Here is an 18,483-nt window from a genome sequence, read left to right as displayed (position 1 = left end):
TGATCTGATCCCCTTCCAGATCAAAGCCAACCTCACCAATTTGTATGTTCAGCTAAATCCAGTTACTCTTCGTAAGTCCATAGATCAGAAGGTTCACCAATTATGTACTTTATCTCGGTAACATCAATTATGAGGCAACGATTACCCTTTGGTTACATTTTCCCGTGAGGCATTACGCAACCGGTTCATAACCTGTACGGAATAGAAACAATTCCCCGGAAATGGGGAATTGTTTCGGATTTCTAAAATCCTTGAGGGAGAAGTAGATGATGAGGGCAAATTATGTGGGTATCGGGCTGGGAGCTATTGTTGGCGCCGTAGTAGGTGCAACTGTTGGCGCCGTAGTGGGCACGGCCGTTGGCGCCGCGGTAGGCACGGCCGTTGGTGCCGTAGTAGGTGCCAGAGTAGGCACGGCTGTAGGTGCCGCAGTGGGTGAGGATGTCGGGCTCGGCGGTGGCGGGAAAGGCGGCTTTGGGGGCTTCGGTTTGCGCGTCGGTACTTCAGTAGGTGTGGGGGTGGATGTGTAGTAATAATAAGAAGAATAGGTGTTTATTTTCACCCAGAACGGGGTGGCCCCCTGGCTGCCTACGCCAAAAATTTCTCCGTCACTCGAACGCAGCATGAATGAGCCGGTATAATATCCAGCATACTCCGGTGACGTGAAGGAAAGGGTAATATCTACCGTTTCACCGGGTTTAATATCTACTTTAGTAAAATGCCTGGAATACGGTGCGCCCATGCGGTAACCGGAAGAAAACACAACCGAATAACCCGATGTCCATGTACATGTTCCCACATTTTTAAGTCGCCAGGTTTTATCAAACGTTGTTCCGATATAGAGGTTGGCTCCATCGGGGTAATTTACATCTCGGACAAATTCCGCCCGGTTGCAATCTGAATCATCTGTGGTAGTAGATTCGGTTTCTTCCGGTGTTGGTGTGACCGTTTGTGTGAGAGTCTGCGTAGGTGTAGCTGTCAGCGTAGGTGTCAGCGTCATCGTGGAAGATGGAGCCAAAGTCGCCGTCAATTCAGATCTTTCCTTATTCGAAGAGGCAGAGATGGTTGCCACAGAAATGACCAGGTTGACGTTTTTAAAAAGTGGCAGTGTACAGGCAGATGATACAACCACTCCGATTGATAGAAGAATAAATGCCTTTTTACTTCTGTTGAACATGATTGCCTCGCGAAATCCTCTTGTTGTGATGCCAACGGGGTCAAGAATTTCGGCTGTTGATTGGATGTTTTTTCCAGAATTCCTGCCAAGTTTATCGCCCGCTTATTTAGAACCTGTTTAGCTGTTGTTAAATCTCTCTGAATCTTTGTTGATAGATTTAATCCCTTGAATGAACCTGATTGGAATGAAAACACAACTTTTTATTTTTTTTACCTGGGTTATGTGTACGTTAAAATTGTTTTTCTCATTTATTGTTAAAAATCGTTTGCCGATAACATGATGCCTTCTCCCTGCGTCATCCAGCGGATATTTGATTCTGGCGCAATTGTTTGACATTTTTTTTGAAATTCCCAGGGGTTTCCCAGGTGCTCTACAAACGTCCAGAAATGGGTGGGAATTACCAGTTTTGACCCGGTCAGCTTCACAAGCTCTGCGGCACTTTCAGAGTCCAGGTTGCCGAATGCGCCGTTGATACATGGCAATATGACCTGTGGCTGCATGGCAATGACGGATTTCATCTTGTCAGGGCGCAGGGCGGTATCGCCGGTATGATAAATGTGCAGGCCATCCAGCTCAAAGACCAGGCCAACGGCATCCGGCGCCTGATCGCCGTGGTCGGCAAAAACCACCGAGCAGGTGAAATCGCCCATGCGTATCTGCTGTCCTTCTGTTAGTTCCAGGCAACGGTCACCGGCAATTCCAGCCGTACGGTAGAAAGTTGTACATTCGCGGGGTCCGGCAAAATGCACCCGGCTGTTCCGGCTGATTTCCGGAATACTGTCCACATCGAGATGGTCATCATGTTCATGCGTGCTGACAAACCAGTCACAATCCACCTCACCGGCTTCCATAGGCGGCGGCATGATGCGTTTCCACTGCGGTCCAAATTTGCGTTCTACAGAATGGCTCAGATACGCATCGATGAAAATGACCGTTCCGCCGGGCGATTTCAACACAAACCCGGCCTGTCCGAGCCAATATAAAGCCAACTGGCCTTTTTTGAGCTTTGTCATGTTGATGTGTTCTGCCAGTGAGATCATGGTTTATTACCCTCTATGGATATTTTACGACTGGTTTATCTGACTCCGCGCCAGACGGCATCCAATGCCCGCAGGCCGCTTAGTTCGCGCACATACTGGGCATCTGTGGAAAAGTAAATATCCCCGCGGTCACTATCCAATCCGTGGTGCGGCAGACTGTCGGCAGCCAGCCAGGTATTCCAGTATGGCAGGTCGTAATCGTGTGCTACAGAAGCGGTCACCTTATTAATGGAATGGTCGCCTTCGATGTTATCAATTTTAGAGGAAAGGATAGGTAAAACGCCGTGTTCCAGGCAGATGTCCACCACCTGACGGAGGTATTTTTCATACCCTTCGGCATTGCCGTTCTTCCAATTCGTTCCCATATTAATAAAGAGAATTGAAGGTTTGTTAACCCGGAATTCACAATCCAATGGAGTCTCGCTGGCATCGCAAATCCCGGTTTCAGACCAGGTTGGGTCAAGGATAGAAGTGATCCCGAAACCCTGGCGGACGGCTACTCCATCTCGGCTAAACTGTCCTTTGAAATTATCAATCGTCTCCTGTAGTGCTTTGTCAGCATCTGAAAGGCGGTAACGGTCTCCATCAAAAATGCCCATAAAAACCTGCGGCACTGACTGGCAATCACCGGCTACCGAAAAATGTCGGGGATCATTACCCATCAGCAAACCGCGTTGATAAATTTCCTTTGCCCGGGTTCCCACTGTGGGAATGATGGGCGCCTGTCCCCAACCCTGGGAGGTTAGACTGTTCTCAGGTGTAGGACTTGGGCCTGGAGTGAGCGTGGGAACGACCGGTCGGGTGGGTGATTGTGACGGCTGATTGGCCGGTTGGGTGGGCGGATTCTGTGTAGGTTGAACAGAGGCCGTCTGGGTAGGCAAAGCAGCCGACATTGTCTGCACCTGACGGGCAACATCTGTCTGTTGAACACTCAGGGTTTGCACCTGCAAAGCAACAGACGTCTGCATGGCGGCTGTAGGATCAACCGATAAACTGGCAGCCTGACCGATGGTGGAACACCCGGTCAGGAAAATACAAAGGGATATATATTGGATAAATCGTTTCATAACGCGCCCATTTTAATCGAAAATCGAATGCAATTGTCTTTGCATCTTTAATTGAGGTGTTTTTTCATTACTTCACACATTCAGAGGAAAGTTTGTTCAAATGATCAGCACAATTATCAGACAAGCGATTGACTTTCAGTTTTGCAAGTGGTACATTATGTGTACCTTTGTGTACAACTTGTTCTCTGATTGAGTTTTCCTGAAAGGAGCTTTGAATGGATAAAGCACTCCTTAATACAACCGCTCGTGCGCTGGTTGCCCGAAAAAAAGGAATTCTCGCCGCTGATGAAAGCCTGAGAAGCACCTCGCAGCGTTTTGCTCCCATTAATCTCCCCCACACAGAAGAAAATCGGCGCGCTTACCGCGATATGATGTTCACCGCTCCCGGATTGGAAGAATTTATTTCGGGAGTTATCATGTTCGATGAATCCATTCGTCAAAAAGCACACGACGGCCGCCCATTCCCTGACTTTTTCCGGTCGAAAGGCATCCTTTCAGGCATCAAGGTGGATACCGGTTTTATTGATATGGCTGGTTTTCCCGGCGACAAGATTTCAGAAGGGCTGGATGGTTTGAGAGTCCGGTTGGAAGAGTATAAAAAATTGGGTGCGGTATTTGCCAAATGGCGGGCTGTCATACTGATTGATAAAAATAATCCATCAAGAGCCTGCATTGAAGCCAATGCCTGGCAGCTTGCCCGGTATGCCGCCATCTGTCAGGAAATGGACGTGGTGCCGGTAGTCGAACCGGATGTCAACATGACGGGCAGCCATACCCTGGAACGTGACGAAGAGGTGACCACCTGGATTCTCAACGAAATGGTAAACCAGTTCTTTAAACAAAATGTGTTTCTCGAAGGACTGCTGGTGAAAACCAATATGATTTTGCCTGGCCGTGATTGCCCTGTTCAGGCTGATATTCCTGCGGTGGCAGAAGCCTCCTTGCGGGTATTGAAGCGCACCATTCCTTCTGCCATTCCAGGCGTGGTGTTCCTCTCTGGCGGTCAGGGCACACAAATCTCAACTGCCCGGCTCGATGCTATGAACAAAATCGGCGGTTTCCCGTGGGAATTGAGCTATTCTTACCTGCGCAGTATGGCCGACCCGGCTTTTGCGATATGGAAAGGTAAACCGCAGAATGTTGATGCCGCCCAGAAAGAACTTTACCGGCGCGGCAAATTGTTATCCGCCGCGCGTGAAGGCCAATATTCACCAGAAATGGAAAACTCTTAACCCGTCCATACCCCGCCGGGATATTTCTCCCTCCGGCGTCGGTTCCTGGTACCCTTACTGGTACGTTGAGGTGTAAATCCCTGTACGAAAGCTGCAGGGATTTACCCTATTAAAAAAGTCCCCCCCTTTTTCAGGGGGGGACAGGGGCAGACAGGCGTCTACCGGTTATTCAACCAGTATGAAGGTACCCGTCTGATCATGGGTCTTGGTCCACTTCAGGGCTTCTTTCACGCCGCCCAGATCGATCCAATCACCCAATCCGCCATTAGCTGTCACATCCCAGAACAGAATGTGGAATGAACCCGAAGCCTGCTCCTTTGAAAGCGGGAAAACCAGGGTATCCGTCGCACCGACCGGCAGATTATTTACCACTTCGTTGCCGAACATCAGTGTGACGGTGAATCCATCGACAAACTTCCATTCTGCCGGAATCTGACCGGGAAGATCTTCCGGTGTTACCAGTTCCATGGTGGCCATGTAACCGCACATGGGTTGATTGAAGATTGTTTCTTCACCATCGGGCAGCTGCAAGACGCTGATTCCTGTGCAGGAGAGCGCCATAAATTCACCACCGGTGACCGGGATAACCCCAACGAGTGGGTTGAGACCGAAGGCAGGGCCACCGCCGCCACCAGCTGTACCACCACCACCGCCGCCATTACTACCGCATGGGTAATTCAGGTTCTCGGTTAGTTCACCAGCCCAGATGTCATAGTCGCCATCCCCGTTACCGCTGAATGTATTGCTATTCAGGGTAACCGCGGAATTCAGACCTGTGGCTCCAGCTTTGAGTCCGTAATCCCCATTGTCAATGAATTTACTGCAGCTTACGGTGATATTACCGTGGGCCCTGAGTTTGGCACCGTCATCGCCATTTCCGATCACCTCAACCTTATCAAGGGTAATGTCCTTCCAGGCTTCCACGCTCAGTCCGTGTTCTTCATTTCCATTGAACTGGCTGTTATTGATGGTGACCGATCCAAATTCTGAATGGATGAAGGCGCCGTCACCGTTGTAATCCGAAAGATCATACGGAGGCCCAAATACCGGCCCGCTTCCCAGCATGACGACCTCGGCATATACCGGTCCATCCCAGAACCAACCGTAGTCATTATTATTGACTTCTGTCTTTTTCACAGTCACATCATCATTCGACCAGACAAACAGGCCAAATCCTTCATTGTCATTGAAGAAGCTGTTGGCAATGGTTACGCCGCCAAACTTCGTATCTAAGACAGCGCCATAACCCGGATAGTAGCCTTCCCAGGACATATTGTCGCTGGCACTTACACCATCCACATTGATGGCTCCCAAGACGTACACCTGCAATCCCGGACCCCAGTTCATGTCAAAGGTCGAGTTCAAGAGATCAATACTCGATTTGCCATGGAATATGGCACCAAAATCGCCCTTTTCCCATCCTTCATTCTTATTGACTTGAGAGCTTTCCACCCTGATCTTACCGGCGGCATCTGCATACAGACCCGAGTTATAGTTGCCATTGAACTCGCTGCCCGTAATGGTCAGATTGCCGTTGGTTTTCAGGTTAGCTCCATTGGCATCCTCTTTGGTTTCCTTAGAGCTTTCAAACTTGTATCCGTTATTATTGGCTGTCACATTTTCTAATGTGATATTGCCGATAATCGGATGCGGATAGGGGAATGGTAACCCAAAGGAATCCAGTGTCGGATAAACCTGGCCAATACCAGATCCAGCTTCGGCAATCAAACCATCGTTAAAGTTGTTGTCAAAACTGCTATCCACAATGGTCAGATCAGACTTGCTGAACAGGTCGGCACCGTATCCATCTCCGCAATACGGATGGAAGTATTTACCCCAGCCATTGTTATCAAAATGAGACTTGGTAATATTCATCGTCTCATCCGATTCTGCCTTCAACCCTTCGTTGAAGTTTCCGACAACTGTCAGGGCATCCAGATTCATGGCACCATCACTCATCAAGTGCATGCCATAACCATGCTTGTCGCCCCAGCCATTTCCAGAAGCCGAGACAATGCTCAACAACATCTCGCCATCGGCTGTTGTTGCAGTCAGGCCTTCCTGGTCATTTCTGTCAAAGAAACCATTCTTCAGGGTGAGGTCAGATTTGGCTTCAAGCAGAGCACCGTATGTGCCATTTTCATTGGCTTCGATTCCATCAATGAAAATGTACTTGTGTTCTGCGGTCGCATGGAGTCCATAACCATGGTGGTTGCCATTGAAGGAAGCCGTCTCGAGGTCAATCCATTGATGTGCCCAGAGGCTGGCACCATTCTTTTTGTTGGAATTTACCTGGAGGCCTTTACCCAATTCAATGGTTTCAGACTTCACTGACAGACCATACTCACCATCATTATGGCTGATCGAACCACCCTTGATGGTAACGCCGCTGTCATGGTTCAGCTTTGTCTCAATCTTGACTCCGCCATCATCATTGAAATTGGCTTCGACATTATCGAGAGAAACCCAACCATTCATGTCGGATACCAGAATTCCATATCCATCATTGTAGTTGAAGAAGCTATCGATGATGCTTAAGTAATCTTTGCCAAATTCAGAGAACAGGCCGTTGGAATCATCAGACTTGGCTGTAACCTCTTTCAGTTCTACAGCTTTATCATTATAGAGATAGATGGCACTGTCGTGATCGTAATCATGAGCCTTGGTGTTCATGATCATGATATCCGCCGAATCCGTAATCTTAATGGCATTTCCTGATTTGAAGTCTTTAACCGCAGAATCTTCGATCTTTACATCTTTGCTGTTGGCAACTCGGATGCCGCTGCCATCCCCGGCATTGGTGATGGATAGATTCTTCAAGGTTACATTTTTCGAATCGGAAATGTAGACACTTGATTCATTGGATGTGTTCTTTTTGAATTCGTTTATGATGAAATTGGCCAGGGTGAACGAACCGGTAATATCATCAATCAAGAAATACTGATTGAGTGATGTCTGCCCGATCACCTGTCCGTATGTGGCACTGGATGTACTTGAGAGATCGACACCGCCTACCAGAAACATATTGAAACCGCTCATATTGAAATCATCTTCATCAATCACGATGGTGGTCTTGCTGGTGGTGTGGTAATCTTCCGCCACATAGATGGTGCATTCACCGTGACCATCCTGTTTGGCATAGGCAATGGCTTTTTCAATAGTTGAGAATTTCTTACAACTCGCATCGCCCGCGGCTGTTGTTCCCGGGCACCACATCGGGTCGCCGGAAACAATGGCATCTGCTGCTTCAACCGTCACCAACGGAACGGGTTCGCCATTGCCATCAAGCACCACGAGGTCTGCCTGTTCTGGCAGCGCCTCAATCACTTCCGCCGGTGTATCGATTGCTGCGGTTGGTTCTTCCACTACAGGAGCCGGAAGTACCGGAACCAGCAAAGGATCTTCCGTCGGAACAATCGCCGGGTCGACTACCGGAAGGGCTTCAACAGCCGGGGCTTCAGTTGCCGCCGGTAAGACAACATCTGCCGGGGCAGCTTCAACCGGTGCTTCGGTAGCCGCCGGGTCGACTGCCGGAACCTCAACAACCGGAGCCGGTTCGACTGGCGCAGCCGGGGCAGGATCCGCCGGCGCAGCCGGGGCAGGATCCGCCGGCGCAGCCGGGGCTGATGTGTCACCTGAACCACTGTCAGGTACTGATTCGTCTGTAGTTGTTTCCGCTGGAGGAACGACATCTTGAGCTCGAACTACCATCCCTGCCGGGAACAGAAGTCCAAACGTGAAGATGACAACAAACACAGCTTGAAATACGATCACAAACCTATTTTTTGTGACCATAGCAATCCTCCTGAATTAAAACACATAGACTTCTTGAAAGACTGGAACCAGGTTAGCTGTTTTCCCCATTGGCGGGCGGATTCATTCCAGCATTGCCGCGCCGTTGCATTATGCCTGGCTGCCGGCAGGCTGACCGGTGTTTATCATGCCTGGTATCACCCCCTTTCCTTTCATTGGTTCTGTGCCTGTGGATACCGCCAATTTATATCCCAGGCCCTCACGGCTAACGATCAACCGTGGATTACCGGGGTCTCTCTCCAGTTTGGAACGGAGCAGAAACACCAGGTATTTAATCCGGCTTTGAATGCGGATGTTGGAATCATTCCACACCTCATAGGCGATCGTAGCCAGGTCTACCCACTGACCTGGACGCCGCGCAAGGGCTACCAGTACGCCAAATTCGCGCATCGGTAGAACAGCCATCTTCTCGTTGTAAAGTACTTCACGGTTATTGCTGTCGATTTCCAATCCGGCGGCCGGAAATTTGAAAATTTGGGAAAAATGAAGTGATGTGCGCTGATATGTCACCCGGTTGATACGGGCAACCAGTTCAGACGGATGGAAGGGTTTGGCAATGTAATCATCGGCTCCAATATTCAACCCCCGCACAACATCTTCTTTATCCGACAGGGCTGAAATGATCATCACCGGCACATTCGTTACGTGCCGCAATTTTTCATACACCTGCCAACCGTCCATGCCTGGCATGAGAAGGTCAAGCAAAATGACATCCGGTCCGATCTGGTTGATCCGTTTCAGGGCTTCCGCCCCGCTGCAGGCTGAAACCACATCAATTCCGGCGTTGATCAAAATATGCTTTACCAATCCGATCGTTTCGACTTCATCATCAATGATTAAAACCCGCTTGTGAGGTTTCTCGGGTTCAATAATATCGAGATCGACACCTTTCCTAACCGCTACACCCGAATCAAAGGTAGAGGTGAACATAGTCCCTCCAATTATTGCCTTGCAGAAAAAAACAACCGGCCATCATGAGTGACCGGTTTCGCTAGTAGCTCCCTGACACCATATCCTACTATTCACATAGTAGAAAAGCGACCACATATTGGTGGCAGATCATAACTTTCAACATAAAACAAATGTTGAAGGCTGGATAGGTATTTTCTTAATGAAACAATAAAAATATCTGGTAACGATAAAACAATGAATTATCCCTCAGTGACATATTTCATTATAGAAGGACTCTTGCGGTTGTCAATCATATTGACGGACAGTTATGAACATGTATCTTTTTATCACCTTACTTCAATGAGACTGTTGGTAGACGTCTATGTACCATAAAAACACCTCGCCTTATATCATTTTCAGGTGAACATGCCGCCTTGCACCGAATAAAAGCACAAGAGGCTCTTCAGTTGATTTTTTGCCACACAACATTTATTCTTGTTTTATGTCAATTCAGATCATACTATGATAGTAATATATGGCACGGTGAATTTCTACATTCAATGACACAGGGCAGATACATAGAAGAAACCATCTTTTGACCCATCGCCGTTGCGTCCGCCTGATAATAATCAACCCGGAATAAGGATTTGAGTCAAATATGGATAAAAAACAGAGGGGTTTTGCCATTTCTGCATGTCAATATGGAGCATTGGAATGAATCATCTGTTTGCCAATGCCTTGATGGTTTCTGCTCTAATTTCTTTTTCTCTTGCTGTTTTGGCTTTTAATCGAAGACCCAAACTTGGTGCGACTTCCTTATCTATTATCATGACCGCCCTCGGCCTGTGGGCTGTCTTTTATGCCTGCCGCTGGTTGACGAATGATACAGCCTGGCAGTATTTCTGGTTGCAAATGACGTACTTTGGAGTGGTACTGGCTCCTCCAGCCATGCTGGTGTTTTCTTTTCAATTTGCACAGAGGGATGAATACTTCACATCAAAAAAAATCTCTTTGCTGGCCATAGAACCGATCATAACTTTATTGCTTCTCTGGACAGATGCATATCACGGGTGGTTTTTTGGAGGGCATCGGAATCCGAATGCCATTATCTCCGGGGGAATTTGGTTTTGGTTTAATGCCATCTATACGTTCGCATTAATTATTCTGGCCATTTTTATTCTTTTCAATTTTATGAAAAACGCTCCAGAAATTGCACGACGGCAGGCGTTAATTATTAACCTGGGTTTTATCTTTCCACTGGTTGGTTGTTTGATCGGCGTATTTGGCCTCAGTCCTTTTAAAGATCTGGACCTTACTCCGTTTATCTTTATCATCAGCGGTGTATTTGTGGTTTACGGATTCCGCTTTTATGGCCTGTTGGATATCGCTCCGATTGCTTATTCCAGGTTGGTGGAAACCACGTCAAATGGCATTATTATTTTGGATAGTCAGAAACATATCGTCTATATCAATCCGGCAGCGCAGTCCATCTTTCCAGAGATCAATAATTCAATCGGTCAGGATGCCCGCACCATTTTTAGCCCGTATCCAGAAATCTTGAAAATTCTGGATTGCAAATTTGCAGAAACAACCACAGTACATTTACAACAAAACGGTGTGGTGCACTATTACAGTATTGATTTTTACCCCATTCAGAATCCGCCAAAACCATCGATTGGTTGGTTTGCCATATTTCATGATATCAGCACGTATAAAAAGACAGAAGAAGCGTTTCTCGCATCTGAAAACAAGATACGATCTCTGTTTCATTCCATTACCGATGTGGTTTTAATTCTGGATAAAGATGGCCGTTATCTGGAAATCGCACCGACAAATCCGGAAAACCTGGCCAGAGATCCACTGCAATTGATGGGAAAAACCGTTTACGATATTTTCCCCCAACCAGATGCGGATTTGATCATCAACACCATTCACCAGGCGCTGACCGCCGGACGGATGGTTCAGGTTGACTATGCTATGACCATCAATGGTAAGGAAATCTGGTTTTCAGGGAATGTGTCGCCTTTATCCGAAGACGCCGTCATCTGGATTGCTCGTGATATTACCAACCGAAAACAGATGGAAAAGAGTCTTCTCGAAAGTGAAACCCGCCTGCGGATGGCTCAGAAGATTGCCCATGTGGGCAATTGGGAATTCACACCCTCTACCGGAGAATTCTGGGCATCAGATGAATATCTCAGGATCATGGGGGTCAACCCATCTGAAGAGATCAAATCACTCGACCAACTGGAACGATACATCACCACAAACCGGAAGATGGAATGGTCAGATAAACTCAAGGACAGCCTGAGCAACCTGCAGGAATTCGACGGTGATATTGAAATTTTGTACGATGGAGAAATAGAACCGCATATCATGCATGTGGTCACTACCATTCTTCCAGATGTGGAAGGAAAACCCAACAAGGTAAGCGGAGTGATCCAGGATATTACAGCACAAAAGCAGATAGAACATGCGCTGGAAAAAAGGATGATGGCGCTGACACAACCCCTCGAAGCCACCGACAATATCGAACTCGACGATCTGTTTAATATCGATGATCTACAATCCATGCAAGATGCTTTTGCCCGTGCTATGGAGGTGGCTTCCATAATTACACGCATTGATGGAACACCCATAACAAAACCCAGTAATTTTTGCCGCTTCTGCAACGACATCATCCGTAAGAATCCGGTGGGGGAAAAAGATTGTATAAAGAATGATTCTGACTTATGCCAGAGCTCTTCGCTGCATACACAGATCCTGCCCTGCCCCAGTGTCGGTTTGCTGCACGCCGGAGCACCCATTCGTATCGGGGGGAAACATATTGCCAACTGGCTCATTGGTCAATTGCGCAGTGAAGATATAGATGAAGAAATGATGTTAAATTACGTACACTCACTGGGTATTGATGAAACTGAAGCTCTAAACGCCTTTCGGGAGATCCCGACTCTCTCAAAGGATCGGTTTATGGATATCTCACAGGCACTTTATACCTTCTCTACGTACCTTTCCAATTCTGCCTATCAGAATATTCAGCAGGCCCGTTTCATCAGTGAACGCCGGCGGGCGGAAGAAGCTCTGCAGATTTCTGAAAACAAGCTGCGTTCCCTTTTCCGGGCCATGACAGATGTGATCATCATTTATGATTCCGAAGGCCGGTATCAGGAGATTGCCCCCACCAGTTCACAGCGGTATTTTCGTTCACCAGACGAATTGAAAAACCGGTCTATTTCCGAGATATTCCCCCCGGATATTGCCTCCTTATTTATGAATACGATTTATCAAACACTGGCGACGAAAGAAATGACTCGCCGTGATTACAGCCTGCCAATCGGCGGCCGTGAGTACTGGTTCTCTGCCAATGTCTCTCCCCTGACGGAAGACAGTGTTATCTGGGTAGCACGTGATATTACAGACCGGAAAAAAGTGGAAGATACCCTGCATTACCAAAGCATGCACGATATATTAACAGGACTGTACAACCGTCAATATTATGAGGCAGAAATCGAACGGCTGCAACGCTCCCGCCTTTTCCCCATCAGCATTCTGGTGATGGATGTAGACGGATTGAAATGGGTGAATGATCACCGGGGGCACAGTGCCGGAGATGAATTGCTTCAACGGGTGGCCGGATTACTAAAAAGTTCTTTCCGGCCTGAAGATATGGTCGCCCGCATGGGCGGCGATGAATTTGTAGTAGTACTTCCACTGACAGCCGAACCCGCGGCCCGCCAGGCGGTTGAGCGTCTGGAATTGATTCTAGCCAAACATAATGAGTTGTTTCCATCTGATCAGAGTTTGAGTCTATCGATCGGCTTCGCAACGGGAGGAAATAACGTTTTATTAACCGAGGTCTTTAAACAGGCTGACCAGGCTATGTATTTGAAAAAGAAAAAAAAGAAAGAACAGTCTTCCCGGGAATCGGCATCAGGCTAGCCTTCGCCCACTTCCCAGTTATTACCACCCAGGTTGAGCGGTTTGCCTTTTCTATTGGCAGATTCTGTGACGAAGAACGTGGCTGGCTGTCCAACGGATTTCGTTGTCACCTCACCGTGCGTGATATACGCATTCTTGGTGAAAAAGCTGACCCTGGAACGATAAATTTCATCCGCATAGCAACCAGGTCATCAGGTGTCTGCTGCCCGCTGATAGCCCTCGCCTTAAATTCCACTTTCTTACATCGTGAGATGATCAAATAAGCCGGTTTGGATTCTGGATCTCCGATCAATAAGAATCCTTCGCGATTGGGATGATACACAAAGTTCTTGACTTCCTCGGTGGTATTCAGATTGCATGCAATCAGTTGATGCGGTCCGAACTCAGGGGAAGACCGCTAAACCTCGTTGGGATGCGGTTCATCGTCATGCACGGTGGGGCAAATCAACCGGGAGCCAGGCACAGAATGAGATTTTGATCTTCAAGATTCTGCATACATTCAGGGGTCATTTCGATAGCCCTTAATTTGAGGTGCACCTTTTCACATCTCACTTTTATTTATACGTTACGAACTACCTTTGTTATCTGTACATAGAATCCAGAAATACCGCATTCAAAAAAACATAGAATCGGCATAATAAACTGGGATGAAACCCCATTTTTATATCTGAAAACTAACAAAAATGCCAGTTTGTGTCAATTTATTATCGAGCCGAACATCAACCGCTTCAAGGCGGGTACAATGGTTTTAAGTAACCATAGATCACCCGGAATGATGACGCAAATTATGATGGAAACTTCAAATCAAAATTTGACAGCTACTCTGGTTCAAGTGGCGCATATGTATTATGAACGAAACCTTTCTCAGCAGGAAATTGCTGAGACTATGGGAGTATCCCGCTCACTGATCGCCCTGTATTTAAAGAAAGCCCGTGAATTAGGCATCGTCCGAATTGAGGTGTTCAATCCGCAGAATTCCTGCGATGAACTGGCTGATCAAATCAAGAAAAAGGCCGGATTGAAACAGGTTGTCGTAGTGCCCGGATCACATAATTCCGCCGCCCTCACCCGCCGGGCCATTGCTGCCGCGCTGGCTCGTCACCTTGAGGCGACATTGAAGGATGGTGACTGCCTGGGTGTTGGATACGGACGCACCATGGCTGAATTGGCCGATCAACTGGTTCCCGGCCGCAGCCGTTCGGTCGACGTAGTGGCACTGGTTGGGGAAACAGCCGATACCCTGGCCGGAACCTATTCACAGGTGAACCAGCAGGTACAGAAAATCGCCGGTGTGTTCAATGGTAAACCGCATTATTTGCTGGCTCCCATGATCACTGGATCGGCGCAAACCTGTCAGTTGCTGATGAATGACCCAACCATCCTCCCTGTCGTCACCCTGTGGAACAGACTGACTCATATAGTCACCAGTATCGGCACCCTGCCGCCCATCACCGGTGAGAATATTTATATCGACGAAGAAACCATGCAGCAGTTTATAAAGGTCGGCGGCGCAGGTGATGTATATGCGCATTACTTTGATCAGAACGGCCAGTTTTTGGATCACCCGATCTATCAGCGGATGATGGCCGTTTCGGCCAATCAGATCAAGAAGGCAGAGCATGTTCTACTGGCCGCCGGAGGCTCTCAGAAAGCGACTGCCACAGCAAGTCTGCTGCGCGGCGGAGTTATCACAGATTTATTCGTTGATGAAGACCTTGCCCGGGCTATCCTGGATGAAAAATAAGGTTAAGTCACTCCTGCCGGTTAAAGAATGGGGCAGATTATTTTTAAATTATTCGTAATAGATTCAAATGAAGCAAGTCTGTTCGGGATAGCGGTATATCTACCAGTGGAAATTTCTTTTTTTTTAGGGACTGATAGGATTCTTTCAGATAGTGTATCAATTTCACATAGACTTTATTAAAAACCGCGGTTTTATTGATAGAGTTCAAAATAAGATGTCTCTCTAATTTTTGAAAAATTGTCGCGGACGTAGTTTACAACCGCGTTTCCTGTTCCCATTGGATAAAATTCATCCGCCAGATAATCAGCTTTCACTTTTTGGACAATAAAAATATCCTTATTCCTTAACATTTCAATCTCATTATTGACTCTATTAATTAATTCTGGCGAACTCAATTCATTACTAAGTGCCCAATCTATAGATAATGGATTACTTTCTGGCGATTTTACCCAATAACCAGCGCAATCAGGAAGAATAACATAGCCTTTACCCATTTCCCTGGATATACGAATTGCCCTGTTCATATCATACAAGAATGAGTATGTATTTCCATTTGTTCGTATTCCTTTTCCTCCAGGCAAAACCGAGTCTACGCTATACGTAAGTTTTGAACTGTCTTGTTCTCGATAGATAATGTGAAATCGAGCCGATGTAAATGAAAGAAATATGGTGACTGTCAGGCACGCTAATGAAGCAGCATAAATTGGTTTATCAGAGAGTTCCCTGAGCTGTCTTTTAAAATACGGATATGTAAAGGCAAAAAGCGACACCAACATTTGTCCTAAAACCAGAATGGGATTGTTGACCCCTAGTGAAATAGATGAACACCATGCCATCAGTAAAACAATAAGAAAGATTTGAATTTCGTTTTTAAAATTATCATATTGTTTTATGATGAAATATAAAACAACACCAAGAACCATTCCAAAAATGCCAAACGAAACAGCAACCATAAGAATTGGATAGAAAAAGGACATGGAAGTAATCATCATTGGAATAAAAGAAAGCAACAACAGACCAACGAATTTTTTGGTATCGGTTTTTATTAAAGACTTTTGATTTTCCTTGCCTGCTATCAAATGAGCAGAAAAGGCGCTGATAATCGCACCTGAAAAAGTTACCCAGTTTAAATAACATGCTATGACACTAAAAAAGGAATTCTTATGAGACAACAATTGCACAAATGCATCAGGCAGTGCCTGGGTCAGTGACAGGAATAACACATAAAGTAATCCGGGCATCAGGATGGCCAGCCAATACTTAATTTTCTTCCAATCTCCCAGTATGAATATCGTGCCGGGTGCCAGAAAAATGAAACTCTGTTTGCATAAATAGGCGAGGCCAATAATAAAATAACCAAGGGTTTTTTTAGAGGGACTCTCGGCCATACAAAAGACCAGTCCAATGGCCATTAAGAACAGTCCATCAATCGTATGCCAGGCCATAATCGGAAACGTATGTGCCGAGGCAGCGAATGAAATCAATGCCATGGATATTTTTTCTACGGGCAGAAAAGGTTGTTTAACAACCCATTTTTCCAGCAGTGAAACCCACGTCCAGGAAATGAAGGCAAATTGAAACCAGACAAAAAACCGGGATAACAGGTAGGTATAGTCACCGCCAAACAAAACAATGGGGGTGTGGATCAACGGCGAGAGGAAGGGGCGGATAATTATGAAGTCTCGATGGGGTATCTGCCCTTCGAGTATTCGGCGGCTATAGGCAAGAGTAAATCCGTCATCTGTTGGGTTGAAACCCAGGGGAGAAAATAAAACATGGGCTATCAAGGGCACAAGTATCAAAAAACCAATGGATGCGATAGTCTCTTTTTTCTTCAATTCCATATCCCTCTGTCTGCTTGACTACCGGTTCTTTTTGCCAGTGCCCTCATTCTAATATAGAAAAGTGGACAGATTGTAAAGTTAGCTTGACATTTTTCTGTTTATCGGTATACTAATGTAAAGCGCGCTTTACAAAGGAGAATATGAAAAACATTCTGGAACAACTGCGGAACCAGGCTGGACTTACCCAGCAAGAGCTGGCAGACCGGGTGGACGTAAGCAGACAGACGATCATTTCGCTGGAAAACGGCCGATACAATCCGTCCATCATATTGGCCTTCCGCCTTGCGAGGTTGTTTGATCAGCCAATCGAATCAATTTTTATCTATGAAGAGGAACAAGAAAATGACATCTCATGAAAAAAAGAACTCTGCGGGCAACCGATTTGGGTTGATTCTGGTAATTTGCGGCGTGGCGTTGTTTGCTGCTGGTGTACTTTTACGCAACCTGGTGCTGCTGCTCTATTCCGCTTTTACCCGCGGACAGGCCGGTTTTGATCCCATCTGGATGGGTCTGGCTTTTCTGGTTATTGCTCCCGCTCTGGTATTCATGGGTGTATTGGGCTGGCTGAACAACCGGCAATAGAGTCAACTCCCTGCCAGCCAGTTCCACAACAAGGAACGCCGCTGCATTATCACGGGCAGCCGGTCATTATGCGGAGGTGTGTTAAGTACATGTCGACACACCTCCGCAATGTGTTGTGCTGACGTACCGCCATTTTGTATTGGCATCAGCCGCTTGATCTTTTTTGACGATATATACGAATATGTTTTCTTTCTCAAAGCCGCCGCCGTATACACAGCCGAGGTGTTCTGCGCCACAAAAATTTCGCAATTGGCGATCATTTCGTGCAAATTTCCCTCATGGAAAATGAGACTGCCTGGAAAAACCTGACGAATTTCCCTTTCGGCTCTTGCCTGGTCTTCATTTGGGTGGAGCTTGAAAATGACCGGAAGGTTTCCAACAATTTGTCGGGTTTGTTGTAGAAATGACATGCGATCATCCTGACCAAACGTCTCCCGGATGCTCGATGTGGCCACCAGCACATACTGCCGGTAAGGAAAGTTGTTTTTCCGATACGCATCGGCATGATCAAAATTGGGAATTCCGGTAACCACAATTTTTTCGGGTTTCACGCCTTTACGGATAAACAGTGACCGGTATCCTGGTGAAGCTACACAAAATTTTTCATACACATCTGATAATCCTGTGGCGGCCGTGTTGGCAAATACCCGTGGCAGGATCTTTTTCTGCACCAGTGGGTATATCAGACCTTCTTCTTCTGTGATTCCTTCCTGTACAAGAACAATACGAGAGTGTCGGAGAGACGGCTGTACAATCAAATCAGTACAGGTGATCACCAGATCATAGAAACCATTCTGGCCGCCTTCATCCACAGGAAGATGATGGTCAGTCAGGTATTCCATTGTGGCCCTGCGATGCGCTCCTCCCATAATTGTATGGTCGAGTAAACCGAATTTTTGCAGATACCATTCCAACCCTTCTGCAAAGAAAGGGGTGAACCAGCATTCGGCTTCAGGCATGCAGGCGGCAATTTTGTGCACAATCATCGTCTGGTTAAGAGAACCGCCAATGCAAAGTATTCTGGATTTTTTACCGGTAGTCATGCGATCTCCCATACTTGATATCAATCAATGTTTTTAGCATATCAAAACCGGTTTAACCATCGATCAACAAAGGATTAATGAATCAAAATGCCATGACGAACAAACGATTAACCA

Annotated in this window: 14 protein-coding genes and 1 pseudogene; 7 read left to right on the top strand and 8 right to left on the bottom strand. The window is 46.7% G+C overall.

Annotated features, from left to right (window positions below; genetic code table 11):
* The first annotated feature begins 266 nt into the window (after positions 1 to 266).
* Positions 267 to 527: a hypothetical protein gene (locus tag LTAR_RS17455; RefSeq protein WP_062423163.1), complete on the top strand. Its 261-nt coding sequence runs from the start codon at positions 267 to 269 to the stop codon at positions 525 to 527.
* Positions 528 to 559: 32 nt separating this feature from the next.
* On the opposite strand, the pseudogene LTAR_RS17675 reads toward LTAR_RS17455, so the two are convergent.
* A pseudogene (locus LTAR_RS17675) lies at positions 560 to 997 on the bottom strand (NBR1-Ig-like domain-containing protein); the annotation flags it as partial.
* On the opposite strand from LTAR_RS17675, the gene LTAR_RS17450 reads away from it, so the two are divergent.
* Positions 888 to 1,295 (top strand): hypothetical protein, encoded by a 408-nt coding sequence (locus LTAR_RS17450; protein ID WP_062423161.1) that lies wholly within the window; start codon positions 888 to 890, stop codon positions 1,293 to 1,295. The pseudogene LTAR_RS17675 and the gene LTAR_RS17450 sit on opposite strands and share 110 nt — an antisense overlap.
* Before the next feature lie 133 nt (positions 1,296 to 1,428).
* Here the strand turns inward: LTAR_RS17450 and LTAR_RS15355 are convergent, their stop codons facing one another.
* Entirely contained in the window at positions 1,429 to 2,187 is a 759-nt protein-coding gene (locus LTAR_RS15355; RefSeq protein ID WP_158423459.1) for an MBL fold metallo-hydrolase, read from the bottom strand.
* A gap of 62 nt (positions 2,188 to 2,249) precedes the next feature.
* Complete coding sequence (locus LTAR_RS15350; protein ID WP_062423157.1) at positions 2,250 to 3,281, bottom strand: hypothetical protein; 1,032 nt, start codon at positions 3,279 to 3,281, stop codon at positions 2,250 to 2,252.
* A 215-nt stretch (positions 3,282 to 3,496) separates the two neighbouring features.
* Here LTAR_RS15350 and LTAR_RS15345 point away from each other — a divergent pair, with 215 nt between their 5' ends.
* The gene (locus tag LTAR_RS15345; protein ID WP_062423155.1) at positions 3,497 to 4,513 is read left to right on the top strand and encodes a class I fructose-bisphosphate aldolase; all 1,017 of its coding nucleotides are present in this window, start codon (positions 3,497 to 3,499) and stop codon (positions 4,511 to 4,513) included.
* A 165-nt stretch (positions 4,514 to 4,678) separates the two neighbouring features.
* Here the strand turns inward: LTAR_RS15345 and LTAR_RS15340 are convergent, their stop codons facing one another.
* Together LTAR_RS15340 and LTAR_RS15335 are read right to left on the bottom strand one after the other, a co-directional pair.
* Complete coding sequence (locus LTAR_RS15340; RefSeq protein ID WP_062423154.1) at positions 4,679 to 8,308, bottom strand: right-handed parallel beta-helix repeat-containing protein; 3,630 nt, start codon at positions 8,306 to 8,308, stop codon at positions 4,679 to 4,681.
* A gap of 108 nt (positions 8,309 to 8,416) precedes the next feature.
* Entirely contained in the window at positions 8,417 to 9,256 is an 840-nt protein-coding gene (locus LTAR_RS15335; protein WP_062423153.1) for a response regulator transcription factor, read from the bottom strand.
* Positions 9,257 to 9,931: 675 nt separating this feature from the next.
* On the opposite strand from LTAR_RS15335, the gene LTAR_RS15330 reads away from it, so the two are divergent.
* Positions 9,932 to 13,156: a histidine kinase N-terminal 7TM domain-containing protein gene (locus LTAR_RS15330; RefSeq protein WP_062423152.1), complete on the top strand. Its 3,225-nt coding sequence runs from the start codon at positions 9,932 to 9,934 to the stop codon at positions 13,154 to 13,156.
* Positions 13,157 to 13,262: 106 nt separating this feature from the next.
* Here LTAR_RS15330 and LTAR_RS15325 read toward each other — a convergent pair whose 3' ends face one another.
* Positions 13,263 to 13,478, bottom strand: coding sequence for a hypothetical protein (locus LTAR_RS15325; protein WP_062423151.1), 216 nt, complete (start codon positions 13,476 to 13,478; stop codon positions 13,263 to 13,265).
* Positions 13,479 to 13,943: 465 nt separating this feature from the next.
* Between LTAR_RS15325 and LTAR_RS15320 the strand changes: the two genes are divergently transcribed.
* Positions 13,944 to 14,900, top strand: a complete 957-nt coding sequence (locus tag LTAR_RS15320; protein WP_158423458.1) for a sugar-binding transcriptional regulator — start codon at positions 13,944 to 13,946, stop codon at positions 14,898 to 14,900.
* A 191-nt stretch (positions 14,901 to 15,091) separates the two neighbouring features.
* Here LTAR_RS15320 and LTAR_RS15315 read toward each other — a convergent pair whose 3' ends face one another.
* Positions 15,092 to 16,390 carry a hypothetical protein gene (locus tag LTAR_RS15315; protein ID WP_139044597.1) on the bottom strand — a complete coding sequence of 433 codons (1,299 nt, stop codon included), beginning with the start codon at positions 16,388 to 16,390 and terminating at the stop codon, positions 15,092 to 15,094.
* Positions 16,391 to 16,884: 494 nt separating this feature from the next.
* Between LTAR_RS15315 and LTAR_RS15310 the strand changes: the two genes are divergently transcribed.
* The gene (locus LTAR_RS15310; protein ID WP_062423148.1) at positions 16,885 to 17,100 is read left to right on the top strand and encodes a helix-turn-helix transcriptional regulator; all 216 of its coding nucleotides are present in this window, start codon (positions 16,885 to 16,887) and stop codon (positions 17,098 to 17,100) included.
* Positions 17,087 to 17,326 carry a hypothetical protein gene (locus LTAR_RS15305; RefSeq protein WP_062423147.1) on the top strand — a complete coding sequence of 80 codons (240 nt, stop codon included), beginning with the start codon at positions 17,087 to 17,089 and terminating at the stop codon, positions 17,324 to 17,326. Before LTAR_RS15310 ends, LTAR_RS15305 begins: the two co-directional genes overlap by 14 nt.
* Before the next feature lie 2 nt (positions 17,327 to 17,328).
* Here the strand turns inward: LTAR_RS15305 and LTAR_RS15300 are convergent, their stop codons facing one another.
* Positions 17,329 to 18,369 (bottom strand): hypothetical protein, encoded by a 1,041-nt coding sequence (locus LTAR_RS15300; protein WP_062423146.1) that lies wholly within the window; start codon positions 18,367 to 18,369, stop codon positions 17,329 to 17,331.
* Positions 18,370 to 18,483: the final 114 nt, after the last annotated feature.

The organism is Leptolinea tardivitalis, from assembly GCF_001050275.1.
GTDB lineage: Bacteria > Chloroflexota > Anaerolineae > Anaerolineales > Anaerolineaceae > Leptolinea > Leptolinea tardivitalis.
This window is presented reverse-complemented; position numbering and strand designations above follow the sequence as displayed.

Bases quoted from the DNA above. Each gene is read 5' to 3' on its own strand.
- LTAR_RS15310 (WP_062423148.1), top strand. From the start codon at position 16,885: ATGAAAAACATTCTGGAACAACTGCGGAACCAGGCTGGACTTACCCAG.
- LTAR_RS15345 (WP_062423155.1), top strand. From the start codon at position 3,497: ATGGATAAAGCACTCCTTAATACAACCGCTCGTGCGCTGGTTGCCCGA.
- LTAR_RS17455 (WP_062423163.1), top strand. From the start codon at position 267: ATGATGAGGGCAAATTATGTGGGTATCGGGCTGGGAGCTATTGTTGGC.
- LTAR_RS15335 (WP_062423153.1), bottom strand. From the start codon at position 9,256: ATGTTCACCTCTACCTTTGATTCGGGTGTAGCGGTTAGGAAAGGTGTC.
- LTAR_RS15300 (WP_062423146.1), bottom strand. From the start codon at position 18,369: ATGACTACCGGTAAAAAATCCAGAATACTTTGCATTGGCGGTTCTCTT.
- LTAR_RS15350 (WP_062423157.1), bottom strand. From the start codon at position 3,281: ATGAAACGATTTATCCAATATATATCCCTTTGTATTTTCCTGACCGGG.
- LTAR_RS15330 (WP_062423152.1), top strand. From the start codon at position 9,932: ATGAATCATCTGTTTGCCAATGCCTTGATGGTTTCTGCTCTAATTTCT.
- LTAR_RS15340 (WP_062423154.1), bottom strand. From the start codon at position 8,308: ATGGTCACAAAAAATAGGTTTGTGATCGTATTTCAAGCTGTGTTTGTT.
- LTAR_RS15355 (WP_158423459.1), bottom strand. From the start codon at position 2,187: ATGACAAAGCTCAAAAAAGGCCAGTTGGCTTTATATTGGCTCGGACAG.
- LTAR_RS15305 (WP_062423147.1), top strand. From the start codon at position 17,087: ATGACATCTCATGAAAAAAAGAACTCTGCGGGCAACCGATTTGGGTTG.
- LTAR_RS15315 (WP_139044597.1), bottom strand. From the start codon at position 16,390: ATGGCATTGATTTCATTCGCTGCCTCGGCACATACGTTTCCGATTATG.
- LTAR_RS15320 (WP_158423458.1), top strand. From the start codon at position 13,944: ATGATGGAAACTTCAAATCAAAATTTGACAGCTACTCTGGTTCAAGTG.